Raw genomic sequence first — 21,069 nt, forward strand, 5'->3', positions numbered from 1 at the left:
ATCAGAGGTCGTCGGTATAACCCAGGCTGCGTAACGCACGTTCGTCGTCCGCCCAGCCGGATTTCACTTTTACCCACAGCTCCAGATGAACCTTAACTTCAAACATCTGTTCCATATCTTTACGGGCTTCAATGCCGATGGTTTTGATTTTGGCACCTTTGTTGCCAATCACCATCTTCTTCTGACCTTCACGCTCCACCAGAATCAGACCATGGATGTCATAACCGCCACGCTCATTATTCACAAACTGTTCAATTTCAACAGTCACTGAATACGGCAGTTCTGCCCCGAGGAAACGCATCAGTTTTTCACGGATGATTTCTGAAGCCATAAAACGTTGCGAGCGATCGGTCACATAATCTTCAGGGAAGTGATGATCAGCTTCCGGCAGATGCTTATGCACAATGGAAGCAATGGTATCGACATTATTGCCGTGTTCTGCCGACAGCGGCACCACATCCAGGAAGTTCATTTTCTGGCTCAGCATTTGGATATGAGGCAGCAGAATCGATTTATCCTGCAGGTTATCAATCTTGTTAATTGCCAGAACAACTGGCGCTTTGCCGGCCTTCAGTTTACCCAGTACCATTTCGTCGTCGTCGGTCCATCGGGTCCCTTCCACCACGAAAATAACCAGCTCCACATCCCCGATAGAACTGCTGGCAGCTTTGTTCATCAGGCGGTTGATAGCCCGTTTTTCTTCCATATGCAGGCCCGGGGTATCCACATAGATAGCCTGGTAATTATCCCGGGTATCAATCCCCATAATCCGGTGCCGCGTGGTTTGTGGCTTACGCGAGGTGATCGAAATTTTCTGCCCCAGTAACTGGTTCAGTAATGTAGATTTGCCGACATTAGGTCGGCCGACGATTGCGATAAAACCGCAATGGGGTGATTGTTCGCTCATTCAATTCCTAACTTAATCAGCGCCTGTTCGGCGGCTGCCTGTTCTGCTTTGCGGCGGCTGGAACCAACCCCAACCACAGCATCTTCCATTCCGCTGACCTGGCAATGGATGGTAAACTCCTGATCGTGGGCTTCGCCACGCACCTGAACCACCAGATAAGATGGTAAAGGTAAATGCCGGCCCTGCAGAAACTCCTGCAGCCGGGTTTTAGGATCTTTTTGTTTGTCACCAGGACTGATCGATTCCAGGCGACTCTGGTACCAGTTAAGGATCAGCTTTTCAATTTGCTGTATATCACTGTCGAGAAAAATCCCCCCGATCAGTGCTTCTACCGTATCGGCCAGAATGGATTCACGACGAAAACCGCCGCTTTTTAATTCTCCCGGCCCAAGCCGCAGACATTCGCCCAGTTCAAATTCCCGCGCTATTTCTGCCAGAGTATTACCACGAACCAGCGTCGCGCGCATGCGGCTCATATCCCCTTCGTCCACGCGTGGAAAACGGTGGTATAAGGCATTGGCAATCACATAACTCAGAATGGAATCCCCCAGGAACTCCAGTCGTTCGTTATGTTTACTGCTGGCACTACGGTGGGTTAAAGCCTGCTGCAATAAATCTGCTTGAGTGAAAGTATAGCCCAGTTTCCTCTGGAGCTTATTAATCAGGATGGGGTTCATGCGTTTCCAGCTCTTAAATGACGTCTGTTGCTCTGCACATGAAACAGGGCTGATACAGCTCTCTCTGTTTCGTGTGCAGTGGCCTGCCGGCCAGGGTCAGTAACAAGGCCCGCACAGCGGGCCCACATTGGTATTAATGAATGCCGCCGATACGGCTCAGGCGAACTCCGGTAGGCCATTTGCCTTCCTGTTTTTCGAAGCTCATCCAGATAGCCACGGCTTTACCCACCAGGTTCTTTTCAGGCACAAAGCCCCAGTAGCGGCTGTCAGCACTGTTATCCCGGTTATCACCCATCATAAAGTACTCCCCGGCAGGAACGACCCAGGTCGCTGGCTGCTGTCCCGGTTGCTGGTAATAAGAACTCACCTGACTCTGTGCTTCGTTCACCAGTAAGATGTTATGTGTGACATTGCCGATAGTTTCTTTACGAATACCCAGGCGTAAACCACCTTTCATGCTTTGATCAAGGGGTACCTGGTAGAATCCATTTCCAACTTCATTACCATCAAAACCGCTAAAGGTCTGAATAAATTGACTCGGTTCCATATCACTATAGGTGACAGGTACCGCATTGCCACATTGTCCTGAACCACACCCCGGGGTCACGGTGATAGTTTTGCTGTAAGGATCAAAGACTATTTTATCACCAGGTAAACCGATAACACGCTTAATATAGTCAACACTGGGATCCTTCGGGTATTTGAAAACCGCGATATCGCCACGTTTCGGATGACCGGTCGGGATCAGTGTAGTCTGTGTAATAGGATCTTTCAGACCGTAGGCAAATTTCTCTACCAGAATAAAATCGCCAATCAGCAAGGTCGGCATCATAGATGCGGACGGTATCTGAAACGGCTCAAACACAAATGAACGCACGATGAAAACGACAAACAAAACCGGGAACACCGAGATTGCCGTTTCAATCCAGCCAGGATGACGATCCACAGCATTCAGTGTTTTCTCATCCAGTGCAGTACCGGCCATTTCACGGGCCTGTTGCTGCTTTTTACGACGGGCAGGAGCCCAGACGAATTTTTCAATGCACCAGAAGATTCCGGTAATCAGAGTAGCTAAAGCCAGAATCAGTGCAAACATATTTGCCATGCCAGGTCCTTATTTGTTGTCCTTGCCCACATGCAGAATGGCTAAAAACGCTTCCTGAGGTAATTCTACGTTACCTACCTGTTTCATCCGTTTTTTACCATCTTTCTGTTTTTGCAACAGCTTTTTCTTACGGCTCACGTCACCGCCATAACATTTGGCGAGAACGTTTTTACGTAATTGTTTCACTGTTGAACGGGCAATGATGTGATTACCGATAGCAGCCTGAATAGCAATGTCAAACTGCTGACGCGGGATGAGCTCTTTCATTTTCTCAACCAGTTCACGTCCGCGGTATTGCGAGTTATCGCGATGGGTAATCAATGCCAATGCGTCGACACGCTCTGAGTTAATCAGAACGTCAACACGTACCATATCAGAGGCCTGGAATCGTTTAAAATTATAATCCAGAGATGCATAACCGCGCGAAGTGGACTTCAGGCGATCGAAGAAATCAAGCACAACTTCGGCCATCGGAATATCGTAGGTTAAAGCAATCTGGTTTCCATGATAAACCATGTTGGTTTGCACGCCGCGTTTCTCAATACAGAGCGTAATCACATTCCCCAGGTATTCCTGTGGAACCAGCATATGACACTCTGCAATCGGTTCGCGTAATTCTTCAATATTGTTCAGCGGTGGCAATTTCGACGGGCTGTCGACATAAACCACATTGCCGTCAGTGGTCTGAACTTCATACACTACAGTAGGGGCTGTGGTGATCAGATCAATATCGTACTCACGCTCCAGACGCTCCTGAATAATTTCCATGTGCAGCAGGCCCAGGAATCCACAACGGAAACCAAAGCCAAGTGCCGTAGAACTTTCCGGCTCATAAAATAGTGAAGCATCGTTCAGGCTTAGTTTACCTAACGCATCACGGAAAGACTCGTAATCATCGGAGCTTACCGGGAACAGTCCCGCGTAAACCTGCGGTTTCACTTTTTTAAAACCAGGTAACGCTTTTTCAGCAGGAGTCCGGGAACTGGTCAGAGTATCCCCGACCGGCGCGCCTAAAATATCTTTAATCGCGCATACCAGCCAGCCAACTTCACCGCATCCCAGTTCACTACGATCGACCTGTTTCGGTGTAAAAATACCTAAACGGTCAGCGTTGTATACCTGTCCGGTACTCATCACTTTAATTTTGTCGCCTTTGCGCAGAGTACCATTCTTCACCCGCACCAGCGACACAACCCCAAGATAGTTATCGAACCAGGAATCGATGATCAGTGCCTGTAACGGAGCTTCCGGGTCACCTTCCGGTGGCGGGATATCACGAACCAGGCGTTCCAGAACTTCCGGTACACCCACCCCGGTTTTGGCTGAACAGCGGACGGCATCGGTCGCATCAATACCCACAATGTCTTCAATTTCCTGAGAGACACGGTCTGGATCGGCCGCCGGCAGGTCAATTTTGTTCAGTACCGGCACAACCTCAAGGTCCATTTCCATGGCGGTATAGCAGTTTGCCAGGGTCTGAGCTTCTACCCCCTGCCCTGCATCCACTACCAACAAGGCACCTTCACAGGCAGCCAGGGAGCGGGAAACTTCATAAGAGAAGTCAACATGGCCCGGGGTATCGATAAAATTAAGCTGATAGGTTTGACCGTCCTGAGCATGGTAGTCGAGGGTAACACTCTGTGCTTTGATGGTAATACCGCGTTCACGTTCCAGTTCCATTGAATCCAGAACCTGAGCAGCCATTTCTCGGTCAGTCAATCCGCCGCAGGTCTGAATCAGGCGATCAGAAAGCGTAGATTTGCCGTGATCGATGTGCGCTATAATGGAAAAGTTTCTTATATGCTTCATTTATATGAATATCTTCGCGTAAAAACGTCTGTTGAATACCAGGGCACAGAGATGATAAGTAACATCACTCGTTACTCGTGTTGAGTCAGCCTCATTAATGAGGTGGCATATTACACTGTTAAGGGCCCGTACGAAAGCCAGTAACCTGGTGTAATTGCTAAAGAGAAAGGTAAATTTTAGTGCGGGAAAGGCCGGGGATTATCCTCCGGCATGTCACTCTGACTACTCACCCTCTGCCGTTTCGAAGCGCAGAGAATCCGGAGGCAACGCCACACTTAAGATCACAGGCTGAAAGGCTTCTTTATCGCCAATCAATGCAGAGATGCCTTTCGAGAGAATAAAGCCTCCAACACCGCCCAGCAATGCACCGCTGGCAGAAGCGAGGTTAGAATGAAAAAGTGCCTGAAACAGGCCGGCAACAATAAACAGACCAAGTAACGGTGTCATGTAGACCAGCACCGCAGAACCCAGCAGGCTGCTTTCACGAATACCTAATTCAATACGCTGACCAGGCTGTAATGGCTGCTTACTGGTAATCTGCATCACTTCTGCATCTTCCGGCCCCAGTTTATTCAACAGGTGACTACCACAACCTTTACGTGCATTGCAGCTGTTACAGGAAGTTTTTGCTTCGGTATGCAGTGTCGCGATCCCGTTTTCCCAGGAAGTCACGGTTGCCCATTCTCTCATCATAATCAGTTACCTACGTCGACATTGTCCGCAATACGTTTTGCAGTAGCTGCAGGCAACTCACCCACAACACTTATTTCCTTATTATTACGTATTTCGACCTGAATCGTACGTCGTCCAGTGCGCAATGACTGATTCAGACTATCTTTATCTGCATCCGTGACATTAATAGTAAAACTAAATAACCCGTCAGAGTATAGCCTGGTTTCAAAAGCTTTCCCCATCGTAGGAATTTGACGGCGGGTTTGTGAAATCATCTGCATTCCGGCCGGCACCCAGCCCGGTTTCCAGTTGAAGCTGACTTTATCCCCCGCAGGAAGAGAAAGTACCGGCGGCAGGCTGGCATTTTTCAGAGATTCCATCATCCGGCTGACGCCTTCATCCACCGCAAAACTGATCACCTGATATTGTTCGATAGGTTCACCGTCCTGAGCCAACAAATCTACGCGTAGTGGCAGCGAGGTATCAACATCCAGCCAGATAACATAGCTATAGCGGGAACCATCGTGCGATACGACCCGGACAACATCACACATCTGATCGGCGACACGGGAACGCCCTACCGGAATGAAATCATAATAGTTTTTCAGCCGGTCAAAATCGGCGTACAACACCGAAGGCAACCCGTCGATAATATGCTCACCTGGCAAAGTAAAGGGTTCCAGCCCGGCTTCAAAATAGCTGATTTCTTTACCGCGCTGAATAATCTCACGCCTCGGTCCGTCCATTTGCAACAACTGTGCATAGGTCTGGCCAGAAACAATCGCATGGCGATAACGTAAAGATTCTATTCCCTGACGGGAGACATTGATGTAGGCGAATTCATAATTGAGAGCGGCACTGGCTTTTTCCATCTTTTCTAACATGACCTCAGACGCAGAATCCTGCGCTGAGGTCACCGATGAAAACAACAGACTACCAACCAGTGTAGTCATCAGAATATAAGGTTTTTTCATTACTGCTGCTGAATACCCAGAGACTGATTACCCGGCACATTGATCTGAGCCTGTTCAGGAACTCCTGATTCAAACTGATCATTATTCAGACGACGCTGTAATTCATAGTCCTGGAGCATCGCATTGACACGGCGACGTTGTTCCTGAACCTGTTGGCTGGCATTACCAGCATCAAAAATGTCAGAAGGAACTCCAAGACTGACTGGTGAGGCTTTCCCCATCATTGGCAGAGTATTAAATGCCGGGGTATCCGAAGTATCGGCTACATTTCCAGCACCAGCCGGAGAATTACCATAATGTTGTACACCCACAATTACCGCCAGCGAAACGCATGCTGCGACACCCACCTGCACCAGTTGGGCTGCCCATGGGCGGTTTTTGCCGAAAAACGGCATCCTGCTCCAGCGTGAAGGTTCTGGCTGCGCTTCCGGGATAAACGCGGTCACATTACGGGCAGGTTCCTGCGCGATAGCTTCAGCCACACGGGCAGAAATATCGAAATGAACCACGGAACCTACATCGCCACGTAAGGTATCACGTATCAGGTGGTAGCTTGTCCAGCTCTGCTGTAACTCCGTGTCTTTCGCCAGCGAAGAAAGCAATGACTGATCTAAGATTTCACCATCCATTAAAGCGGAAAGTTGTTCTTTCTGCATGCCTTTTACCTTTCAAGTAGCCGCCATCCCTAACGTTGGATCAGCGGTTGAACTTTGTTATCGATAGCCTCACGGGCCCGGAATATCCGGGAACGCACTGTTCCGACCGGACAGTCCATAATCTCGGCAATCTCTTCGTAACTCAAACCATCAAGTTCCCTGAGTGTGATTGCCATCCGTAAGTCCTCAGGTAATGTTTCTATAGTTTTGAAGACAATTTGTTTCAGTTCATCTGACAACATTAAGTTCTCAGGGTTCGAAATTTCTTTCAATGCACCCGCACTTTCGAAATTTTCTGCATCGACTGCATCCACATCACTGGACGGTGGCCGACGCCCCTGAGCAACCAGGTAATTTTTCGCTGTGTTTACAGCGATACGGTATAACCACGTATAAAAAGCACTGTCGCCACGAAATGACTCGAGGGCACGATAGGCCTTAATAAAAGACTCTTGCACCACGTCCGGCACATCCCCTGACGGTACATAGCGCGACACAAGGCTCGCCACTTTATGCTGGTATCGAATCACCAGTAAGTTAAATGACTTTTGATCTCCTTTCTGGACGCGCTCAACAAGAACCTGATCTGTTAACTGCTCGCTCATCCGAGGTAATATCCCCACAAATATGTTCTACATCCAATTAACCACCAGCAACATCTCACATGATCTGAGCAAGCAGTGACTTAGAGTAGATACTTTAAAGAAAGTTCAGCGTTTCCCTGTATTCTCCGGGTAACAGCGCCATTGGCTGTTTGTGATAACATCCCGGGCCTCGTGCTATCGATGAACTGCGTCACCCATCTCCCGTCCGATACGGGTAAAAGGCGATTTAACAGGCAGGTTACCTCATCGAACAAAGCATTTCATCTCTAATTCAGGGGTCAGTTTAGGCTTTTAACAAAAAAAAGCTGCAAAACAGTGATTGTCATATGCTTCTGTGGCTCGGGTAAACCGATATGCAGTTTTTTTACGAAAAATTAAGAAGATAGTGGCAATATTTATCAGAAACCTGAGAGCAGGGGCTGCATTACTACAACAAACATCACTCCTCATGAATGCCTGCTAACCCTACGTTTAGCGTGGTAAATAGAAATTCCCCGTCAGTTGCCGAAAGTCATCGGAATACTTCCCTGAAGAATCGCGGATCACCAGACTGTCATCAGCACAATGTCCGGAATTTAATGAAAACGCGATAAACAACCGGTGGGGTTGCCGGTCTGCAAACTCACTAATGCGTCGGCAATGACGTAATATCCAGCCATCAAGTTGAGCAAGGGTGATAAATTCCTCTCCGGCAACCACCGGCAAAATCACGCAAAACCAACCCTCAGCAGAGAGATGTTGTTGTGCACTCCTAAGTAATGCCTGGTGACTCAGTGTGGTAGTGTAACGCGCGGTTTGCCGGGAGTGACTACTACAGTTCACCCCGGCGGAGAAAAAGGGAGGATTGCTGACTATCACACTATAGCGCCGGGAGTGCGGAGGCTCCCACGTCAGGATATTAGCATGGTGAACCTGTATCGTATCCGGCCAGGGTGACTGCGCAATATTTTCTTTTGACTGACGCACCGCCGCCAAATCAATTTCAACCGCATCAATCTGCACAACTTTGCCTGCCTCATGGATTCGTTGCGCCATCATTAAGGAAATCAGCCCGCTTCCACTGCCAATGTCCAGTAACTTTCCATCGAGAGGGACGGGTGTTGTGGCACCTAAAATAATACCGTCAGTGCTGACTTTCATGCCACACTGGTCATGGGCGACAAAAAACTGTCGAAAGGTAAAACCATTTTTCTTAAAACTCTGTGGCACGGCAATCTTCCTGTCCTGCATTAACAACTCAGGGTCAGTTACCCTGTTCGGCAAGTGTAACCGCACAACAGAAATATTACCGTGAGAAATTGTCGTCTTCATAAATTTTACCGCCGGAAATGCTCTTCCGCGGTCATCAGACGCAGACAACAGATGAAGAATGCGTCTGAAGTGTCTATAATCAGCGCCCCAAACAGAGGTAGACCATGACTGTAACCACATTTTCCGAACTTGAATTAGATGAAAGCCTGCTGAATGCTCTGCAGGATAAAAACTACGAGCGCCCTACTGCAATTCAGGCAGAGGCTATTCCGCCTGCACTGGACGGCCGTGATGTCCTGGGTTCGGCGCCCACGGGTACCGGAAAAACAGCGGCCTACTTACTGCCCGCTTTACAACATCTGCTCGATTTTCCACGTAAAAAATCCGGTCCCCCACGTATTTTAATTCTGACTCCGACTCGTGAACTGGCGATGCAGGTGGCAGATCAGGCACGTGAACTGGCGAAATATACTCACCTGGATATTTCGACCATTACTGGCGGTGTGGCTTATATGAACCATGCCGAAGTATTCAGCACTAATCAGGATGTTGTGGTCGCGACCACCGGTCGTTTGCTGCAATATATTAAAGAAGAAAACTTTGATTGCCGCGCCGTTGAAACCCTAATCCTCGATGAAGCTGACCGGATGGTGGACATGGGGTTTGCTCAGGATATTGAAACCATTGCCGGAGAAACCCGCTGGCGCAAGCAGACACTGTTATTTTCAGCCACCCTGGAAGGCGAACATATTGAAGATTTCGCCGATCGTCTGCTGAATGACCCGGTCACTATCGAGGCGGAACCCAGCCGTCGCGAACGTAAAAAAATACAGCAATGGTATTACCGTGCCGATGACCTGGAACACAAAACCCGGTTGTTGATTCATCTTCTTAAACAACCTGACGCCAGCCGGACGATCGTTTTTGTCCGCAAGCGCGAGAGGCTGCATGAAGTGGCGGAATGGCTGCGACAGGCAGATATCCGTTGCAGCTATCTTGAAGGTGAGATGGTTCAGGCAAAACGTAATGAAGCCATTAAACGTCTGACCGAAGGCCGTGTGAACGTACTGGTTGCAACCGATGTGGCGGCACGTGGTATCGATATCGACGATGTGACTCTGGTCATCAACTTTGATCTGCCGCGTACTGCAGACATCTATCTGCACCGGATTGGCCGGACCGGGCGTGCCGGTAAAAAAGGGACAGCACTCTCGCTGGTTGAAGCCCATGATAACGAGTTGCTGATTAAAATTGGGCGCTATTTAAATGAACCCCTGAAGAGCAGAACTATCGACGAATTAAGGCCAAAAACCCGTGCGCCTTCCGCCACCGGTCCAAAAAAGCCATCGAAAAAACAGCTGGAAAAACGTAAACAGAAGAAAAATGAAGAGGCACAAAAACCGCGCGTGAAGGTGCGTCATCGTGATAGCAAGAATATCGGAAAACGTCGCAAGCCAGTAACATCACCGGGTGAAACGGCCCCCGGAACTGCGAAAGATTCTGCTGAGTAAAAATTATCAGCCTTAACATTGAGCCCTCGGGTTCATTTGTCGTACTCTCAAATCGCCCACTTCGGGCGATTTTTTGTTTTTAACCTCCCGTCCTGCAGATTCATTCCTGTGGTGTTATTGCTGAATATTGCCAGACCGGAAAAAACAGCCCTGCGCAGATTAATCTCTTTATTATCAATAATAAAGAGTAATAAAAAAGGCGCTCAGGCGCCCTTTTTCAGTCCGGGAATCAGTTACAGACTTTCGGTAAATGTACGGGTGATAACATCACGCTGCTGTTCAGGAGTCAGAGAGTTGAAACGTACCGCATAACCCGAAACCCTGATAGTCAGTTGCGGATATTTTTCCGGATGTTTTACAGCATCTTCCAGCGTTTCACGGCGTAATACATTCACGTTAAGGTGCTGGCCACCTTCTACCCGAACCTGAGGTTTCATTTCCAGCGGAATCTCACGATATTCGATTTCACCGAGTTCATGAAGCGGGACAAGCTGGTCTGGCTGGTAATCCCCTTTTGCACACAGGCAGCGTGCTTCTGCATTTTCTTCATCCAGTAACCAGAAAGAATTAAGCAATGCATTATTACTGGATTTAGTGATTTGAATTCCATTAATCATAGGTTGCCTCCGGGGCTGAAACTGTCTTATCAAAGAATTTGTCTGGATCAACTTCATCGTCATTGTATAACTAATGAGCAGACAGAATTCCTTGACCTTTATCAATAAACAGCCATCGATAGTGATACTAAATCCTTAACCATATGATATTTATGTTCTTTATGGATAAATATAATTTGTATTTTTTCAAATTATTTTTAAGGCTTTACCCGCAAGATAAAATCATTAAGCTGACCGGCATAATATTCAGGAGGGAATAATGACAACATTAACATGGCATGACGTACTGGCTCCCGAAAAGCAGCAGGACTATTTTATTCAGACCCTGCAAAGCGTTGAACAACGCCGCAGAGAAGGGGTCACCGTATACCCTCCACAAAAGGATGTTTTCAATGCCTTCAGGTTAACCGAACTGCACCAGGTTAAAGTTGTCATCCTCGGCCAGGACCCCTATCACGGGCCGGGACAAGCGCATGGTCTGGCATTTTCGGTGTTACCGGGCGTAGCAACACCTCCGTCATTACTGAACATGTATAAAGAGCTGGAACAGGATATTGAGGGCTTTGTCCGCCCGGGTCATGGCTACCTTGCCAGTTGGGCGACTCAGGGAGTATTGCTGCTAAACACGGTATTGACCGTAGAAGCAGGAAAAGCGCATTCACATGCCAGGCTGGGATGGGAACAATTCACGGATACCGTCATTTCGCTGATCAATCAGCACAGACAGGGAGTCGTGTTTCTGTTGTGGGGGGCTCATGCGCAGAAAAAAGGTGCCATTATCGACAGACAGCGCCACCATGTTTTGCAGGCACCACATCCATCCCCGTTATCAGCGCATCGTGGATTTTTCGGTAGTAAGCCATTTTCCTCGGCCAATGCCTTATTACAGCAGTCCGGCCGGGATCCCATTGACTGGATGCCGGTATTGCCATAAACAATAAACCGTCTGCCCGGCAGCCCCGGCCAGACGGTTTAGCACCTGTGGACCCGCCATAAAAATCATGGACAGACCAGGCGACTCCCCCGCAGTCATCTGCGGGGTAATATTATGCTTTGGCTTTAGACACCGCAACCATCGCCGGACGTAGCAGACGGCCGTTCAGGGTGTAACCATTTTGCATCACCATCAGTACGTGGTTCGGCGCCACTTCATCAGATTCCACCATTGACATCGCCTGATGAACATCCGGATTGAAAGGTACGTGGGTTTCACCCACCACTTCCACGCCAAATTTACGCACTGCATCTAACAACGATTTCAGAGTCAGTTCGATCCCTTCAATCATCGAGGCCAGCTCACTGTTACTTTTGTCAGCAACCTGCAATGCACGTTCCAGACTATCAATCACCGGCAGTAATTCGTTAGAAAATTTTTCCAGCGCAAACTTATGTGCTTTTTCGACATCCAGTTCGGTTCGACGGCGAATATTTTCAATTTCAGCCTGTGCACGTAACTGTGCATCACGCACGCCGTTACTCAGTTTCGCCAGCTCCGCTTCCAGTTCTGCAATACGCTCATCGCGTGGATCAACGGTTCCGGAAGTGTCTGCATTTTCAGCCGCAGCCTGTTGTTCTGCCGCCTGCTCTTCTGAAAATTGCTCGTTAGGGTTATTCTGTTCTTTACTGCTCATGAAAATCTCCGCGTTTTCCATATTCATTTCGCCGTTGGGCTTATTATGGGGATCAAAATGACGGATTCAAGGGACTGTGTGATATTCACTTGTGTTTTGGCTGGAGGAGTTGCCTGCAAATGAACAAATTTTTTAAATGCATCGGAATTGTCGGGCACCCACGCCACCCGAATGCCCTCGCCACTCATGAAATGTTGTGTCGCTGGCTGACCGGTGAAGGCTACCAGGTCGTGGTTGAAGAACAAATTGCCAATGAACTCAATTTGCAGCAGGTTAATACCGGAACATTAGCTGAAATCGGCCAGCAGGCTGATCTGGCTGTTGTCATCGGGGGTGACGGTAATATGCTGGGAGCCGCCAGAGTGCTTTCCCGTTACGATATCAAAGTCATTGGGGTTAACCGTGGCAACCTTGGATTTCTGACCGATCTGGACCCGGAGAATGCCCGTCAGCAGCTCTCCGAAGTGCTGGATGGACATTATTTTACTGAGCAGCGGTTTCTGCTGGAAGCCAGGGTCTCGTTACCTCAAGGGTCGCCACGGATTGCCACAGCTATCAACGAAATAGTGCTGCATCCGGGGAAAGTGGCCCATATGATTGAATTTGAAGTGTATATCGACAATAACTTCGCTTTCTCCCAGCGCTCTGACGGTTTAATTATTGCCACTCCCACCGGCTCAACGGCCTACTCCCTCTCTGCCGGTGGCCCGATTCTGACACCTGGCCTGGAAGCTATCAGCGTAGTTCCCATGTTTCCCCATACGCTGTCAGCCAGGCCACTGGTTATCAACAGCAGCAGCGAAATCCACCTGCGGTTCTCATCACTGCGCAGTGATCTCGAAATAAGTTGCGACAGCCAGATAGCACTGCCCATACAGGAAGGTGAAGAAGTACTGATCAAACGCAGCCCACAGCACCTGGACCTGATACATCCAAAAAATTACAATTATTTTAATACGTTAAGCACGAAACTTGGTTGGTCGAAAAAATTATTTTAAAAATGTGCCAGACACCCTTTACTGTGTAAAAAAGCGGATTATACTGTTTAAAAAAACAGTCATGTTTTTCTATACAGGTGATATTATGCTGGCACAACTGACCATCAGTAATTTTGCAATTGTCCGTGAACTGGATATCGACTTCCAACAAGGTATGACTAGCATCACCGGGGAAACCGGTGCCGGAAAGTCGATTGCGATTGATGCGCTTAGCCTGTGCCTTGGAGCCAGAGCAGAGGCAGAAATGGTGCGGCCCGGAGCTTCGCGGGCGGATATCTGCGCGCGTTTTCGTCTGCAATCTTCCCCCTCTGCCCGCCAGTGGCTTGCCGATAATCATCTGGATGATAACGACGAGTGCCTGCTACGCCGGGTGATTAACGCCGATGGACGCTCGCGTGGATTTATCAACGGCACCGCCGTCCCCCTTTCACAGCTCCGGGAGCTTGGCCAACTGCTCATTCAGATTCATGGTCAGCATGCACATCAGTTGTTGCTTAAACCTGAGCACCAGCGCTTTTTACTGGACGCTTATGCCGATCCGACCCCGCTGTGTGAAACCATGCGCCACCATTATCAGCAATGGTATTCTGCCTGTCGCGCGCTGGCCAGCCTGCAAAAACAGACTCAGGAACGGGAATCTCGCAGAGAATTACTTCAGTATCAGTTGAAAGAGCTCAACAGTTTCGCACCGGTTACCGGTGAGTTTGAGGGTGCAGACACTGAATACAAACAGCTGGCCAGCAGTGGCCAGCGATTAACCCTGAGTCAGCAGGCCTCACGGATAGTCTCTGAAGGCGAGGATCTTAGCCTGCAATCTTTACTGCATACAGCACGCCAGAGTGTCAGTGAATTACTGCCTATGGATGAAGCCCTGACACCCGTCCTGAGTATGCTGGAAGATGCAGCCATTCTGATAAGTGAAGCCGGAGATGAACTGCGCCACTACTGCGAACGCATTGATCTTGATCCGAACCGCTTACAGGAACTGGAACAGCGTATTTCGCGGCAGATTTCTCTGGCCCGCAAACACCATGTCTCACCGGAAAACCTACCGGAATTGCATCAGCAATTACTGTCTGAGTACCAGCAGTTAGAATCACACGACGAAGAACTTGAACAGTTGAGTCTGAAGGTCAGTAAACATCATCAGGCTGCCCTGGAAACGGCACAGCAACTGCATCAGCAGCGTTGTCAGTTTGCGGCTGAACTCGCTGCCAGAATTACTGATTCAATCCATCAGTTATCGATGCAGCATGGCCGTTTTATTATTGATGTCACATTCAATGCTGATCGTCTGACACCAGAAGGTGCAGATACCATTGAATTCCGTGTCAGTACTAACCCGGGACAACCTTTACAGCCGCTGGCTAAAGTCGCTTCCGGCGGAGAGTTATCGCGTATTGCACTGGCCATTCAGGTGATCACGGCGAAGAAAATGGAGACCCCGGCAATGATTTTCGACGAAGTGGATGTCGGCATTAGTGGTCCGACGGCCGCCATCGTCGGAAAAATGCTACGTCAACTGGGAGAATCAACCCAGGTGATGTGTGTCACTCATCTGCCACAGGTGGCGGGTTGTGGTCACAGCCATTTCTTCATCAGTAAAATTACTGACGGAACCATGACCGAAACCCAGATGCGTCTGCTGGATAAACAGGCAAGACTGCATGAACTGGCACGGTTACTGGGAGGAAGTGAAGTCACCCGTAATACCCTGGCGAATGCCAGAGAACTTTTAGCTGCATGATTTGGCACTTTTTTATCGTTCGGAAGTCATATGCATACTCTGCAAAGGTTTCCATCCGGCGAAAGGTCTATTATTATCGATATCTTATCTCGCCGGACGAAGCAAACCTGTTACAGGCAGAATTCATCGTTGATGGCAAAAACCGCCTTGCACAGGCATATGTGTCCGAAAAAGGAATGTATACATGCGCAGTAAAATACTGGCTGCTGCTGCAGTAGTAATGTTGATGGCAACCGCTGGTTGCTCAACTATAGAAAAGGTCGTCTATCGTCCGGATATTAACCAGGGTAACTATCTGGTCGCGAGTGATATCAGCAAACTTCATACCGGTATGACTCAGCAACAGGTGGCGTATACTCTCGGAACTCCGATGATGCGCGATCCGTTTGGCAGTAATGTCTGGTACTACGTATTCCGTCGTGAACCAGGCCATGAAGGCATTACTCAGCAGACTCTGACACTGACCTTTAACAGCAGCGGAATACTGACTAATATTGATAACAAACCGGCTCTGACGAAAAACTAATCGGTTGGCATTCCCGGTAAGATAGTCCGGCAGTGCAGAAAGGACAGCGCAGTGATTACTGCGCTATTTTTTTAAATCTGGCCGTGAGAATTACTTTTTGCTGGCATTTGCCGAGCGCTCGGCCCGCTGGCGGCGCAGTTCTTTAGGGTCTGCCAGTAACGGGCGATAAATCTCGACCCTGTCCCCATCACTCACTTCATCATGCAGCTTAACCGCACGGCTAAATATACCGACTTTGTTTTCGGAGATATTGATATCCCGGCGCAGAGTTGTCAGTCCGGAAGCGGTGATCGCCTGTTCTACGGTACTCCCTTCAGGGATTCTGACCGTTCGCAGATACTGTTTTTCAGGCAGGGCATAAACAACTTCTACCTGGATATCAGCCACGATAAACCTCTTTTGCCCGGACGGTAAACGCCTGCACCATGCTGTTGGCCAGTTCCTTAAAGATCCGCCCGAATGCCATTTCAACCAGCATGTTGGTAAATTCAAAATCAAGACTTAACTCGACTTTACAGGCATCATCGCCCAATGGCACAAAATGCCATCCACCGGTCAGTTTACGAAAAGGACCGTCGACCAGTTGCATATGAATACGTTCATTATCGGTCAGTGTGTTGCGGGTGGTGAACGTTTTACTTATCCCGGCTTTAGAAACATCGACCGAGGCGGTCATTTGATCTTCTGAACTGTCGAGAATCCGGCTGCCGGTGCATCCCGGTAAAAATTGTGGGTATGCATCAACATCATTCACCAGCCGGTACATCTTTTCAGCACTGTACGGGACCAGCGCTGAACGACTAATCTGAGCCATAACACTTCCTGCTTAGTAAAAAACCTGATGATCATACCAGTTTCAACAGTTAAACAAAAATGTCTTCATGCTACCGGCGTGCTAGAATGTGCTTCTTATTACCCCGAATTCGGGGATGGTTTCTGCGCATAAGTGGTGTAAAATAAGCAATATTATGACTAAGAAAAAAGCTCACAAACCCGGTTCTGCAACCATTGCCCTGAATAAACGCGCCCGCCATGAATACTTTATTGAAGAGGAATTTGAGGCCGGCCTGTCGTTACAAGGATGGGAAGTAAAATCTCTTCGTGCTGGTAAAGCCAATATCAGTGAAAGTTACATTCTACTGCGTGATGGTGAAGCCTTTCTGTTTGGTGCCACCTTTCAGCCGTTGATTGGCGCTTCAACCCATGTGGTCTGCGATCCGACCCGTAACCGTAAGTTATTACTTAAACAGCGGGAGCTGGATTCGATCTTCGGCCGGGTAAACCGTGAAGGTTATACCATTGTTGCGCTGTCGCTTTACTGGAAAAATGCCTGGTGTAAGTTGAAGATTGGCGTCGCCAAAGGTAAGAAAGAACACGACAAGCGTGACGACATTCGTGAACGTGAATGGAAAATAGACAAAGCACGGATTATGAAAAAAGGAAATCGCTAAACCACTGGTGCAGCAACAGCTTTTCCTGATATACTGCATCACAGTACCTGGGGCTGATTCTGGATTCGACGGGATTTGCGAAGCCCAAGGAGCATGCCGAGGGGCGGTTGGCCTCGTAAAAAGCCGCAAAAAAATAGTCGCAAACGACGAAAACTACGCTTTAGCAGCTTAATAACCTGCTAAGAGCCCTCTCTCCCTAGCCTCCGCTCTTAGGACGGGGATCAAGAGAGGTCAAACCCAAAAGAGATCGTGTGGAGACCCTGCCTGGGGTTGAAGCATTAAACTTAATCAGGCTAGTTTGTTAGTGGCGTGTCCATCCGCAGCTGACAAGCGAATGTAAAGACTGGACTAAGCATGTAGTGCCGACGGTGTAGTAATTTCGGACGCGGGTTCAACTCCCGCCAGCTCCACCAAATCATGATCCGGATACGTCCGGTGAAGTACGGAAAGCCCGCATAGCATAAGCCTTGCGGGCTTTTTTGTGTCTGTCGTTGTCCGGGTATATCCGGCTAAATCCAGATAAAATTGGTACACGTTTAGGTACACGCTATACTGTGGCCCATAAACGTGTACCAATTATGGAAGGAATCCAGACATGGCGCGTGTTACCCGGCCTCTGACTAACAACGAAATCCTCAAAGCGAAACCACGCGAAAAAGACTTCACCCTACATGATGGTGATGGCCTGTTCTTACTCATCAAAACCTCCGGTAAAAAACTCTGGCGCTTCCGTTATCAACGACCGGGAAGCAGCAGCCGCACAAATTTGAGTCTCGGTTCATACCCTGCCCTTACACTCGCAGCAGCTCGTCAGATACGCGACCAGCACTTAACCACGCTAGCGCAAGGCATGGATCCACAACAGCAACAGGAACAAGCGTCAGAACAACGTCAGATTGTGCTGGATAGCATTTTCTCAACTGTGGCCACCAACTGGTTAAAAATAAAAAGCAAAAGCGTCACTGAAGACTACGCGAAAGATATTAGGCGCTCTTTAGATAAGGATGTGTTCCCGGCAATAGGCGCGATACCTGTTCAGGAGATTAAAGCCAGAACGATTGTTGAAGCATTGGAACCAATCAAAGCACGTGGTGCGCTAGAGACGGTTCGCCGCCTGGTCCAGCGCATTAATGAGATAATGATTTATGCAGTTAACACCGGTCTGATTGATGCAAATCCGGCATCAGGTGTCGGCATGGCCTTTGAGAAGCCTAAAAAACAAAACATGCCGACGCTACGCCCAGAAGAGTTACCAAAACTCATGCGTTCTTTGGTGATGTCAAATCTCTCTGTTTCAACTCGCTGTCTCATTGAATGGCAACTTCTGACACTTGTGCGCCCTTCTGAGGCCTCCGGTGCTTGTTGGGCAGAGATCGATCTCGATGCCAAACTCTGGACGATTCCCGCCGAACGGATGAAAGCGAAGCGTGAGCACATTGTACCTCTATCTCCTCAGGCATTAGAGATTCTGGCAGTGATGAAACCTATCAGTGCTCATCGAGAACATGTTTTCCCAAGCAGGAATGATCCAAAGCAAGCGATGAATAGTCAGACAGCTAATGCAGCATTAAAAAGGATTGGTTATGCTGGAAAATTAGTAGCTCATGGTTTACGCTCAATCGCTAGTACGGCCATGAACGAAGCTTTGTTTAATGCTGATATCATTGAAGCCGCATTAGCGCATACTGATAAAAATGAGATAAGACGAGCTTATAATAGGTCAAATTATCTCATCCTCCGCAAGGATCTAATGAGCTGGTGGGGACAATATATATTTAATATGAAAACATTTAATGAAGGACCGTTAAAATGAATGCATTAGATACAGATAACATCAGTACAGCATTTAATTCAATCTTGCGAGCTGACTATATATCACTTGATAACATCAAGGAACTTTCTCTTCTTGAGGATTATTTCATTGATTACTTTGGTATATTAAACGGCTTACTCCAAAAACAAGACAATTTCATATCTGGTCGACGTGGAACAGGAAAGACAACAAATCTACTTCGTGGATATTATGAGTGTTTAAAATCAATATCACCTGAACTAAAAGGAACAACCTCTTTACTCGGCACGAAAAAAGTCCTTCCTATTTTTATCGATCTAAGTACATGTATAGATATCTTTGACTCAACTAGCGATCTTGAGTTAATAGAAATTCATTTTATTAGACAAATTATCGACTCTTTAAAAAAACAGCTAGCACTGATGTACAATGAAAAACACCTTATTCTTTTCAAAAAAGAAAACCCGGCGCTAGATGATCTTGACTATATAGAGAAAATACTTGTTGAAGGTATAACAATCAGCACGAGCCGAAAAATAGAAGAAAGTAGCCAACAAAAACACAAAGCTGATGTAAACCTTTCAGCAAAGGCCGATTATACCAAGGCAGAGATTAGTGCAGGCATCACTGACTCAGTTGAAAAGTCCACTAATAGCAGCCACACAAAAATAAAAGGTTTGAATGTCCAAGATTTCTTGAACAAGATTAGCCAAATAAAAAATAAAGCAAAGCTTGACGCTATTTACATTTTTTTAGATGAATACTCAGATCTTAATTCTGAATCACAAAATAAATTCAGCTCCTTATTAAAATCATTCTTAGGCTCAAGAATAGGAATGTTTTTTAAAGTCGGCGTAATAACTGATCGATATGACTTTGGCGAAAAGATAATTATTGGAAGAGATATTTTCTCTATTCCTCTTGACTTCAATGAGTATGTTGAAAGATTTGATGGGGCAATTGCTGGCATTAACAAAATGCAAGTTTTCGTAGAGCAATTAATCAACAAAAGAATTGAGAAATTTTGTCAAAATTTAAAGTTTACCGATATATTCAAGGGGAATAGAGAAGAGATTTTCTATCGAATAACGCGAGAAACCCTTGGGGTATCAAGAACTATTGGAATAATACTTCAAAATGCTTTCATTCAAGCCAGATCTAACTCACAAGACCCTAAAATTGGATTAGCAGAAATAAACTATGGAATTACATGCGCTAGAAAAACTTATCAAAAACAATTTACTGGAAGTTCTAAAAAGGGCTTGATACCTCCATTCAATATGGATATTTGGAACTCAATAATCGAAAAAGCTTTACAAGAAAAAAATAAGTTCCCAGATAGAGCAGCAAGTCATCTGATGATCGATCCTTCAAGGAGGGATTATCTCAATGTCTTATGTGAAAATTTCATGCTGCACTTTATATCTGAGAATGTAGTTTCTAAGCATGGAGGAAGCTATAATCTTTATGCTATTGATTATGATGTTTGCTTAGAAAATAATATTAAATACGCCAATAAAAAAGATGATTACACCCCAATACGATTTATTTATGACGAAGTTCTAGCTAAATACGATCCATACTTTGTCAAAACGAAACGCAAAAGTTATAAATGTCCTGCTTGCAATAAAATTTATGATGAAGCCGAACTAATTAAAGTCAAAATAAAAAGATGCTTCGAAGATGATGAAAAACTTATTGAAATTATTCATCAAGATTCTCCTGTAACTCATGGTAACTTCGCTGAGGTTGAAATTAAAATATTGGGTCTAATAACACAATTAACTTTTGATGAGGCTATGACAGCACGTGAAATAGCCGATGCAGTTGGTTGTACAAGACAGAAAATTTCTGCTTGGGGAGGTAGAGTGCTGGAAAGGGATGGCCATATTCGTATCGACAAAAACAGAAAACCACATCGATACTACGCAAGTGACCTTGATGAATCATCTTCAGAGTAGGAGAAAGGGGTTGCGCAGATAATTTAAATGACAAGTTTAGATCTGCGCGCAATGCTCTCCCCGCCACGCCTACCCGCTTAAGGGGCCACTTTTAATGCAGGTGCAAAGGTGGGCTCAGGCCGTGCCGCGACTGGCGCTGGCAGGGAGTGCAGGCGCGCGAAAACGCATGCAAAACCATG

Annotated in this window: 21 protein-coding genes and 1 other RNA gene; 9 read left to right on the plus strand and 13 right to left on the minus strand. The window is 47.2% G+C overall.

Features of this window, described 5'->3' with window-relative positions:
* Position 1: 1 nt before the first annotated feature.
* The 9 genes from era to B3Z23_RS00565 all read right to left on the minus strand — a co-directional run bounded on the left by era (position 2) and on the right by B3Z23_RS00565 (position 8,635).
* Positions 2-907 carry a GTPase Era gene (era, locus tag B3Z23_RS00525; protein WP_294900036.1) on the minus strand — a complete coding sequence of 302 codons (906 nt, stop codon included), beginning with the start codon at positions 905-907 and terminating at the stop codon, positions 2-4.
* Complete coding sequence (rnc, locus tag B3Z23_RS00530) at positions 904-1,584, minus strand: ribonuclease III (RefSeq protein ID WP_294900039.1); 681 nt, start codon at positions 1,582-1,584, stop codon at positions 904-906. The genes era and rnc overlap by 4 nt, the downstream gene beginning before the upstream one ends.
* A 133-nt stretch (positions 1,585-1,717) precedes the next feature.
* The gene (gene lepB / locus B3Z23_RS00535; RefSeq protein WP_294900041.1) at positions 1,718-2,689 is read right to left on the minus strand and encodes a signal peptidase I; all 972 of its coding nucleotides are present in this window, start codon (positions 2,687-2,689) and stop codon (positions 1,718-1,720) included.
* Between the two features lie 9 nt (positions 2,690-2,698).
* On the minus strand, positions 2,699-4,498 hold the full coding sequence (lepA, locus tag B3Z23_RS00540; RefSeq protein WP_294900045.1) for a translation elongation factor 4: 1,800 nt from the start codon (positions 4,496-4,498) through the stop codon (positions 2,699-2,701).
* A gap of 222 nt (positions 4,499-4,720) precedes the next feature.
* Positions 4,721-5,191, minus strand: coding sequence for a SoxR-reducing system protein RseC (gene rseC, locus B3Z23_RS00545; protein ID WP_294900048.1), 471 nt, complete (start codon positions 5,189-5,191; stop codon positions 4,721-4,723).
* Between the two features lie 2 nt (positions 5,192-5,193).
* Complete coding sequence (gene rseB / locus B3Z23_RS00550; RefSeq protein WP_294900051.1) at positions 5,194-6,144, minus strand: sigma-E factor regulatory protein RseB; 951 nt, start codon at positions 6,142-6,144, stop codon at positions 5,194-5,196.
* Positions 6,144-6,800, minus strand: a complete 657-nt coding sequence (gene rseA, locus B3Z23_RS00555) for an anti-sigma-E factor RseA (protein WP_294900054.1) — start codon at positions 6,798-6,800, stop codon at positions 6,144-6,146. The genes rseB and rseA overlap by 1 nt, the downstream gene beginning before the upstream one ends.
* 29 nt (positions 6,801-6,829) lie before the next feature.
* The gene (gene rpoE, locus B3Z23_RS00560) at positions 6,830-7,405 is read right to left on the minus strand and encodes an RNA polymerase sigma factor RpoE (protein WP_294900057.1); all 576 of its coding nucleotides are present in this window, start codon (positions 7,403-7,405) and stop codon (positions 6,830-6,832) included.
* A gap of 471 nt (positions 7,406-7,876) precedes the next feature.
* Positions 7,877-8,635: a tRNA1(Val) (adenine(37)-N6)-methyltransferase gene (locus B3Z23_RS00565; RefSeq protein WP_294900061.1), complete on the minus strand. Its 759-nt coding sequence runs from the start codon at positions 8,633-8,635 to the stop codon at positions 7,877-7,879.
* 185 nt (positions 8,636-8,820) lie between these two features.
* Here B3Z23_RS00565 and srmB point away from each other — a divergent pair, with 185 nt between their 5' ends.
* Positions 8,821-10,167: an ATP-dependent RNA helicase SrmB gene (gene srmB, locus B3Z23_RS00570; RefSeq protein ID WP_294900064.1), complete on the plus strand. Its 1,347-nt coding sequence runs from the start codon at positions 8,821-8,823 to the stop codon at positions 10,165-10,167.
* 233 nt (positions 10,168-10,400) lie between these two features.
* Here the strand turns inward: srmB and grcA are convergent, their stop codons facing one another.
* The gene (gene grcA, locus B3Z23_RS00575) at positions 10,401-10,784 is read right to left on the minus strand and encodes an autonomous glycyl radical cofactor GrcA (RefSeq protein ID WP_038022282.1); all 384 of its coding nucleotides are present in this window, start codon (positions 10,782-10,784) and stop codon (positions 10,401-10,403) included.
* A gap of 256 nt (positions 10,785-11,040) precedes the next feature.
* On the opposite strand from grcA, the gene ung reads away from it, so the two are divergent.
* Positions 11,041-11,718 carry a uracil-DNA glycosylase gene (gene ung, locus B3Z23_RS00580; protein ID WP_294900162.1) on the plus strand — a complete coding sequence of 226 codons (678 nt, stop codon included), beginning with the start codon at positions 11,041-11,043 and terminating at the stop codon, positions 11,716-11,718.
* 112 nt (positions 11,719-11,830) lie between these two features.
* Here ung and grpE read toward each other — a convergent pair whose 3' ends face one another.
* Positions 11,831-12,415, minus strand: coding sequence for a nucleotide exchange factor GrpE (gene grpE / locus B3Z23_RS00585; protein ID WP_294900069.1), 585 nt, complete (start codon positions 12,413-12,415; stop codon positions 11,831-11,833).
* Positions 12,416-12,534: 119 nt separating this feature from the next.
* Between grpE and nadK the strand changes: the two genes are divergently transcribed.
* The 3 genes from nadK to bamE all read left to right on the plus strand — a co-directional run bounded on the left by nadK (position 12,535) and on the right by bamE (position 15,686).
* A complete protein-coding gene (nadK, locus tag B3Z23_RS00590) occupies positions 12,535-13,413 on the plus strand; it encodes an NAD(+) kinase (protein ID WP_294900072.1) in 879 nt (292 codons plus the stop codon).
* An 85-nt stretch (positions 13,414-13,498) separates the two neighbouring features.
* Positions 13,499-15,160 carry a DNA repair protein RecN gene (gene recN / locus B3Z23_RS00595; RefSeq protein ID WP_294900076.1) on the plus strand — a complete coding sequence of 554 codons (1,662 nt, stop codon included), beginning with the start codon at positions 13,499-13,501 and terminating at the stop codon, positions 15,158-15,160.
* A gap of 184 nt (positions 15,161-15,344) precedes the next feature.
* Positions 15,345-15,686, plus strand: a complete 342-nt coding sequence (bamE, locus tag B3Z23_RS00600; protein ID WP_294900080.1) for an outer membrane protein assembly factor BamE — start codon at positions 15,345-15,347, stop codon at positions 15,684-15,686.
* A gap of 90 nt (positions 15,687-15,776) precedes the next feature.
* On the opposite strand, the gene B3Z23_RS00605 is transcribed toward bamE, so the two are convergent.
* Both B3Z23_RS00605 and B3Z23_RS00610 read right to left on the minus strand, forming a co-directional pair.
* Positions 15,777-16,073: an RnfH family protein gene (locus B3Z23_RS00605; RefSeq protein WP_414716440.1), complete on the minus strand. Its 297-nt coding sequence runs from the start codon at positions 16,071-16,073 to the stop codon at positions 15,777-15,779.
* Positions 16,066-16,500, minus strand: coding sequence for a type II toxin-antitoxin system RatA family toxin (locus tag B3Z23_RS00610; protein ID WP_038022295.1), 435 nt, complete (start codon positions 16,498-16,500; stop codon positions 16,066-16,068). The genes B3Z23_RS00605 and B3Z23_RS00610 overlap by 8 nt, the downstream gene beginning before the upstream one ends.
* 154 nt (positions 16,501-16,654) lie before the next feature.
* Here B3Z23_RS00610 and smpB point away from each other — a divergent pair, with 154 nt between their 5' ends.
* The 4 genes from smpB to B3Z23_RS00630 all read left to right on the plus strand — a co-directional run bounded on the left by smpB (position 16,655) and on the right by B3Z23_RS00630 (position 20,890).
* Positions 16,655-17,137 (plus strand): SsrA-binding protein SmpB, encoded by a 483-nt coding sequence (smpB, locus tag B3Z23_RS00615; RefSeq protein ID WP_038022759.1) that lies wholly within the window; start codon positions 16,655-16,657, stop codon positions 17,135-17,137.
* Between the two features lie 49 nt (positions 17,138-17,186).
* Positions 17,187-17,550, plus strand: a transfer-messenger RNA (tmRNA) gene (gene ssrA / locus B3Z23_RS00620).
* A 182-nt stretch (positions 17,551-17,732) separates the two neighbouring features.
* Positions 17,733-18,950 (plus strand): integrase domain-containing protein, encoded by a 1,218-nt coding sequence (locus B3Z23_RS00625; protein ID WP_294900086.1) that lies wholly within the window; start codon positions 17,733-17,735, stop codon positions 18,948-18,950.
* Positions 18,947-20,890 (plus strand): hypothetical protein, encoded by a 1,944-nt coding sequence (locus tag B3Z23_RS00630; RefSeq protein WP_294900089.1) that lies wholly within the window; start codon positions 18,947-18,949, stop codon positions 20,888-20,890. Before B3Z23_RS00625 ends, B3Z23_RS00630 begins: the two co-directional genes overlap by 4 nt.
* Positions 20,891-21,069 lie beyond the last annotated feature (179 nt).

The sequence above is a fragment of the Tatumella sp. UBA2305 genome, assembly GCF_002345795.1.
Lineage (GTDB): Bacteria > Pseudomonadota > Gammaproteobacteria > Enterobacterales > Enterobacteriaceae > Tatumella > Tatumella morbirosei.

Bases quoted from the DNA above. Each gene is read 5' to 3' on its own strand.
- bamE (WP_294900080.1), top strand. From the start codon at position 15,345: ATGCGCAGTAAAATACTGGCTGCTGCTGCAGTAGTAATGTTGATGGCA.
- grpE (WP_294900069.1), bottom strand. From the start codon at position 12,415: ATGAGCAGTAAAGAACAGAATAACCCTAACGAGCAATTTTCAGAAGAG.
- era (WP_294900036.1), bottom strand. From the start codon at position 907: ATGAGCGAACAATCACCCCATTGCGGTTTTATCGCAATCGTCGGCCGA.
- srmB (WP_294900064.1), top strand. From the start codon at position 8,821: ATGACTGTAACCACATTTTCCGAACTTGAATTAGATGAAAGCCTGCTG.
- nadK (WP_294900072.1), top strand. From the start codon at position 12,535: ATGAACAAATTTTTTAAATGCATCGGAATTGTCGGGCACCCACGCCAC.
- rseA (WP_294900054.1), bottom strand. From the start codon at position 6,800: ATGCAGAAAGAACAACTTTCCGCTTTAATGGATGGTGAAATCTTAGAT.
- smpB (WP_038022759.1), top strand. From the start codon at position 16,655: ATGACTAAGAAAAAAGCTCACAAACCCGGTTCTGCAACCATTGCCCTG.
- B3Z23_RS00565 (WP_294900061.1), bottom strand. From the start codon at position 8,635: ATGCAGGACAGGAAGATTGCCGTGCCACAGAGTTTTAAGAAAAATGGT.
- B3Z23_RS00630 (WP_294900089.1), top strand. From the start codon at position 18,947: ATGAATGCATTAGATACAGATAACATCAGTACAGCATTTAATTCAATC.
- rseC (WP_294900048.1), bottom strand. From the start codon at position 5,191: ATGATGAGAGAATGGGCAACCGTGACTTCCTGGGAAAACGGGATCGCG.
- rpoE (WP_294900057.1), bottom strand. From the start codon at position 7,405: ATGAGCGAGCAGTTAACAGATCAGGTTCTTGTTGAGCGCGTCCAGAAA.
- lepA (WP_294900045.1), bottom strand. From the start codon at position 4,498: ATGAAGCATATAAGAAACTTTTCCATTATAGCGCACATCGATCACGGC.
- B3Z23_RS00610 (WP_038022295.1), bottom strand. From the start codon at position 16,500: ATGGCTCAGATTAGTCGTTCAGCGCTGGTCCCGTACAGTGCTGAAAAG.
- B3Z23_RS00625 (WP_294900086.1), top strand. From the start codon at position 17,733: ATGGCGCGTGTTACCCGGCCTCTGACTAACAACGAAATCCTCAAAGCG.
- lepB (WP_294900041.1), bottom strand. From the start codon at position 2,689: ATGGCAAATATGTTTGCACTGATTCTGGCTTTAGCTACTCTGATTACC.
- rnc (WP_294900039.1), bottom strand. From the start codon at position 1,584: ATGAACCCCATCCTGATTAATAAGCTCCAGAGGAAACTGGGCTATACT.
- grcA (WP_038022282.1), bottom strand. From the start codon at position 10,784: ATGATTAATGGAATTCAAATCACTAAATCCAGTAATAATGCATTGCTT.
- recN (WP_294900076.1), top strand. From the start codon at position 13,499: ATGCTGGCACAACTGACCATCAGTAATTTTGCAATTGTCCGTGAACTG.
- rseB (WP_294900051.1), bottom strand. From the start codon at position 6,144: ATGAAAAAACCTTATATTCTGATGACTACACTGGTTGGTAGTCTGTTG.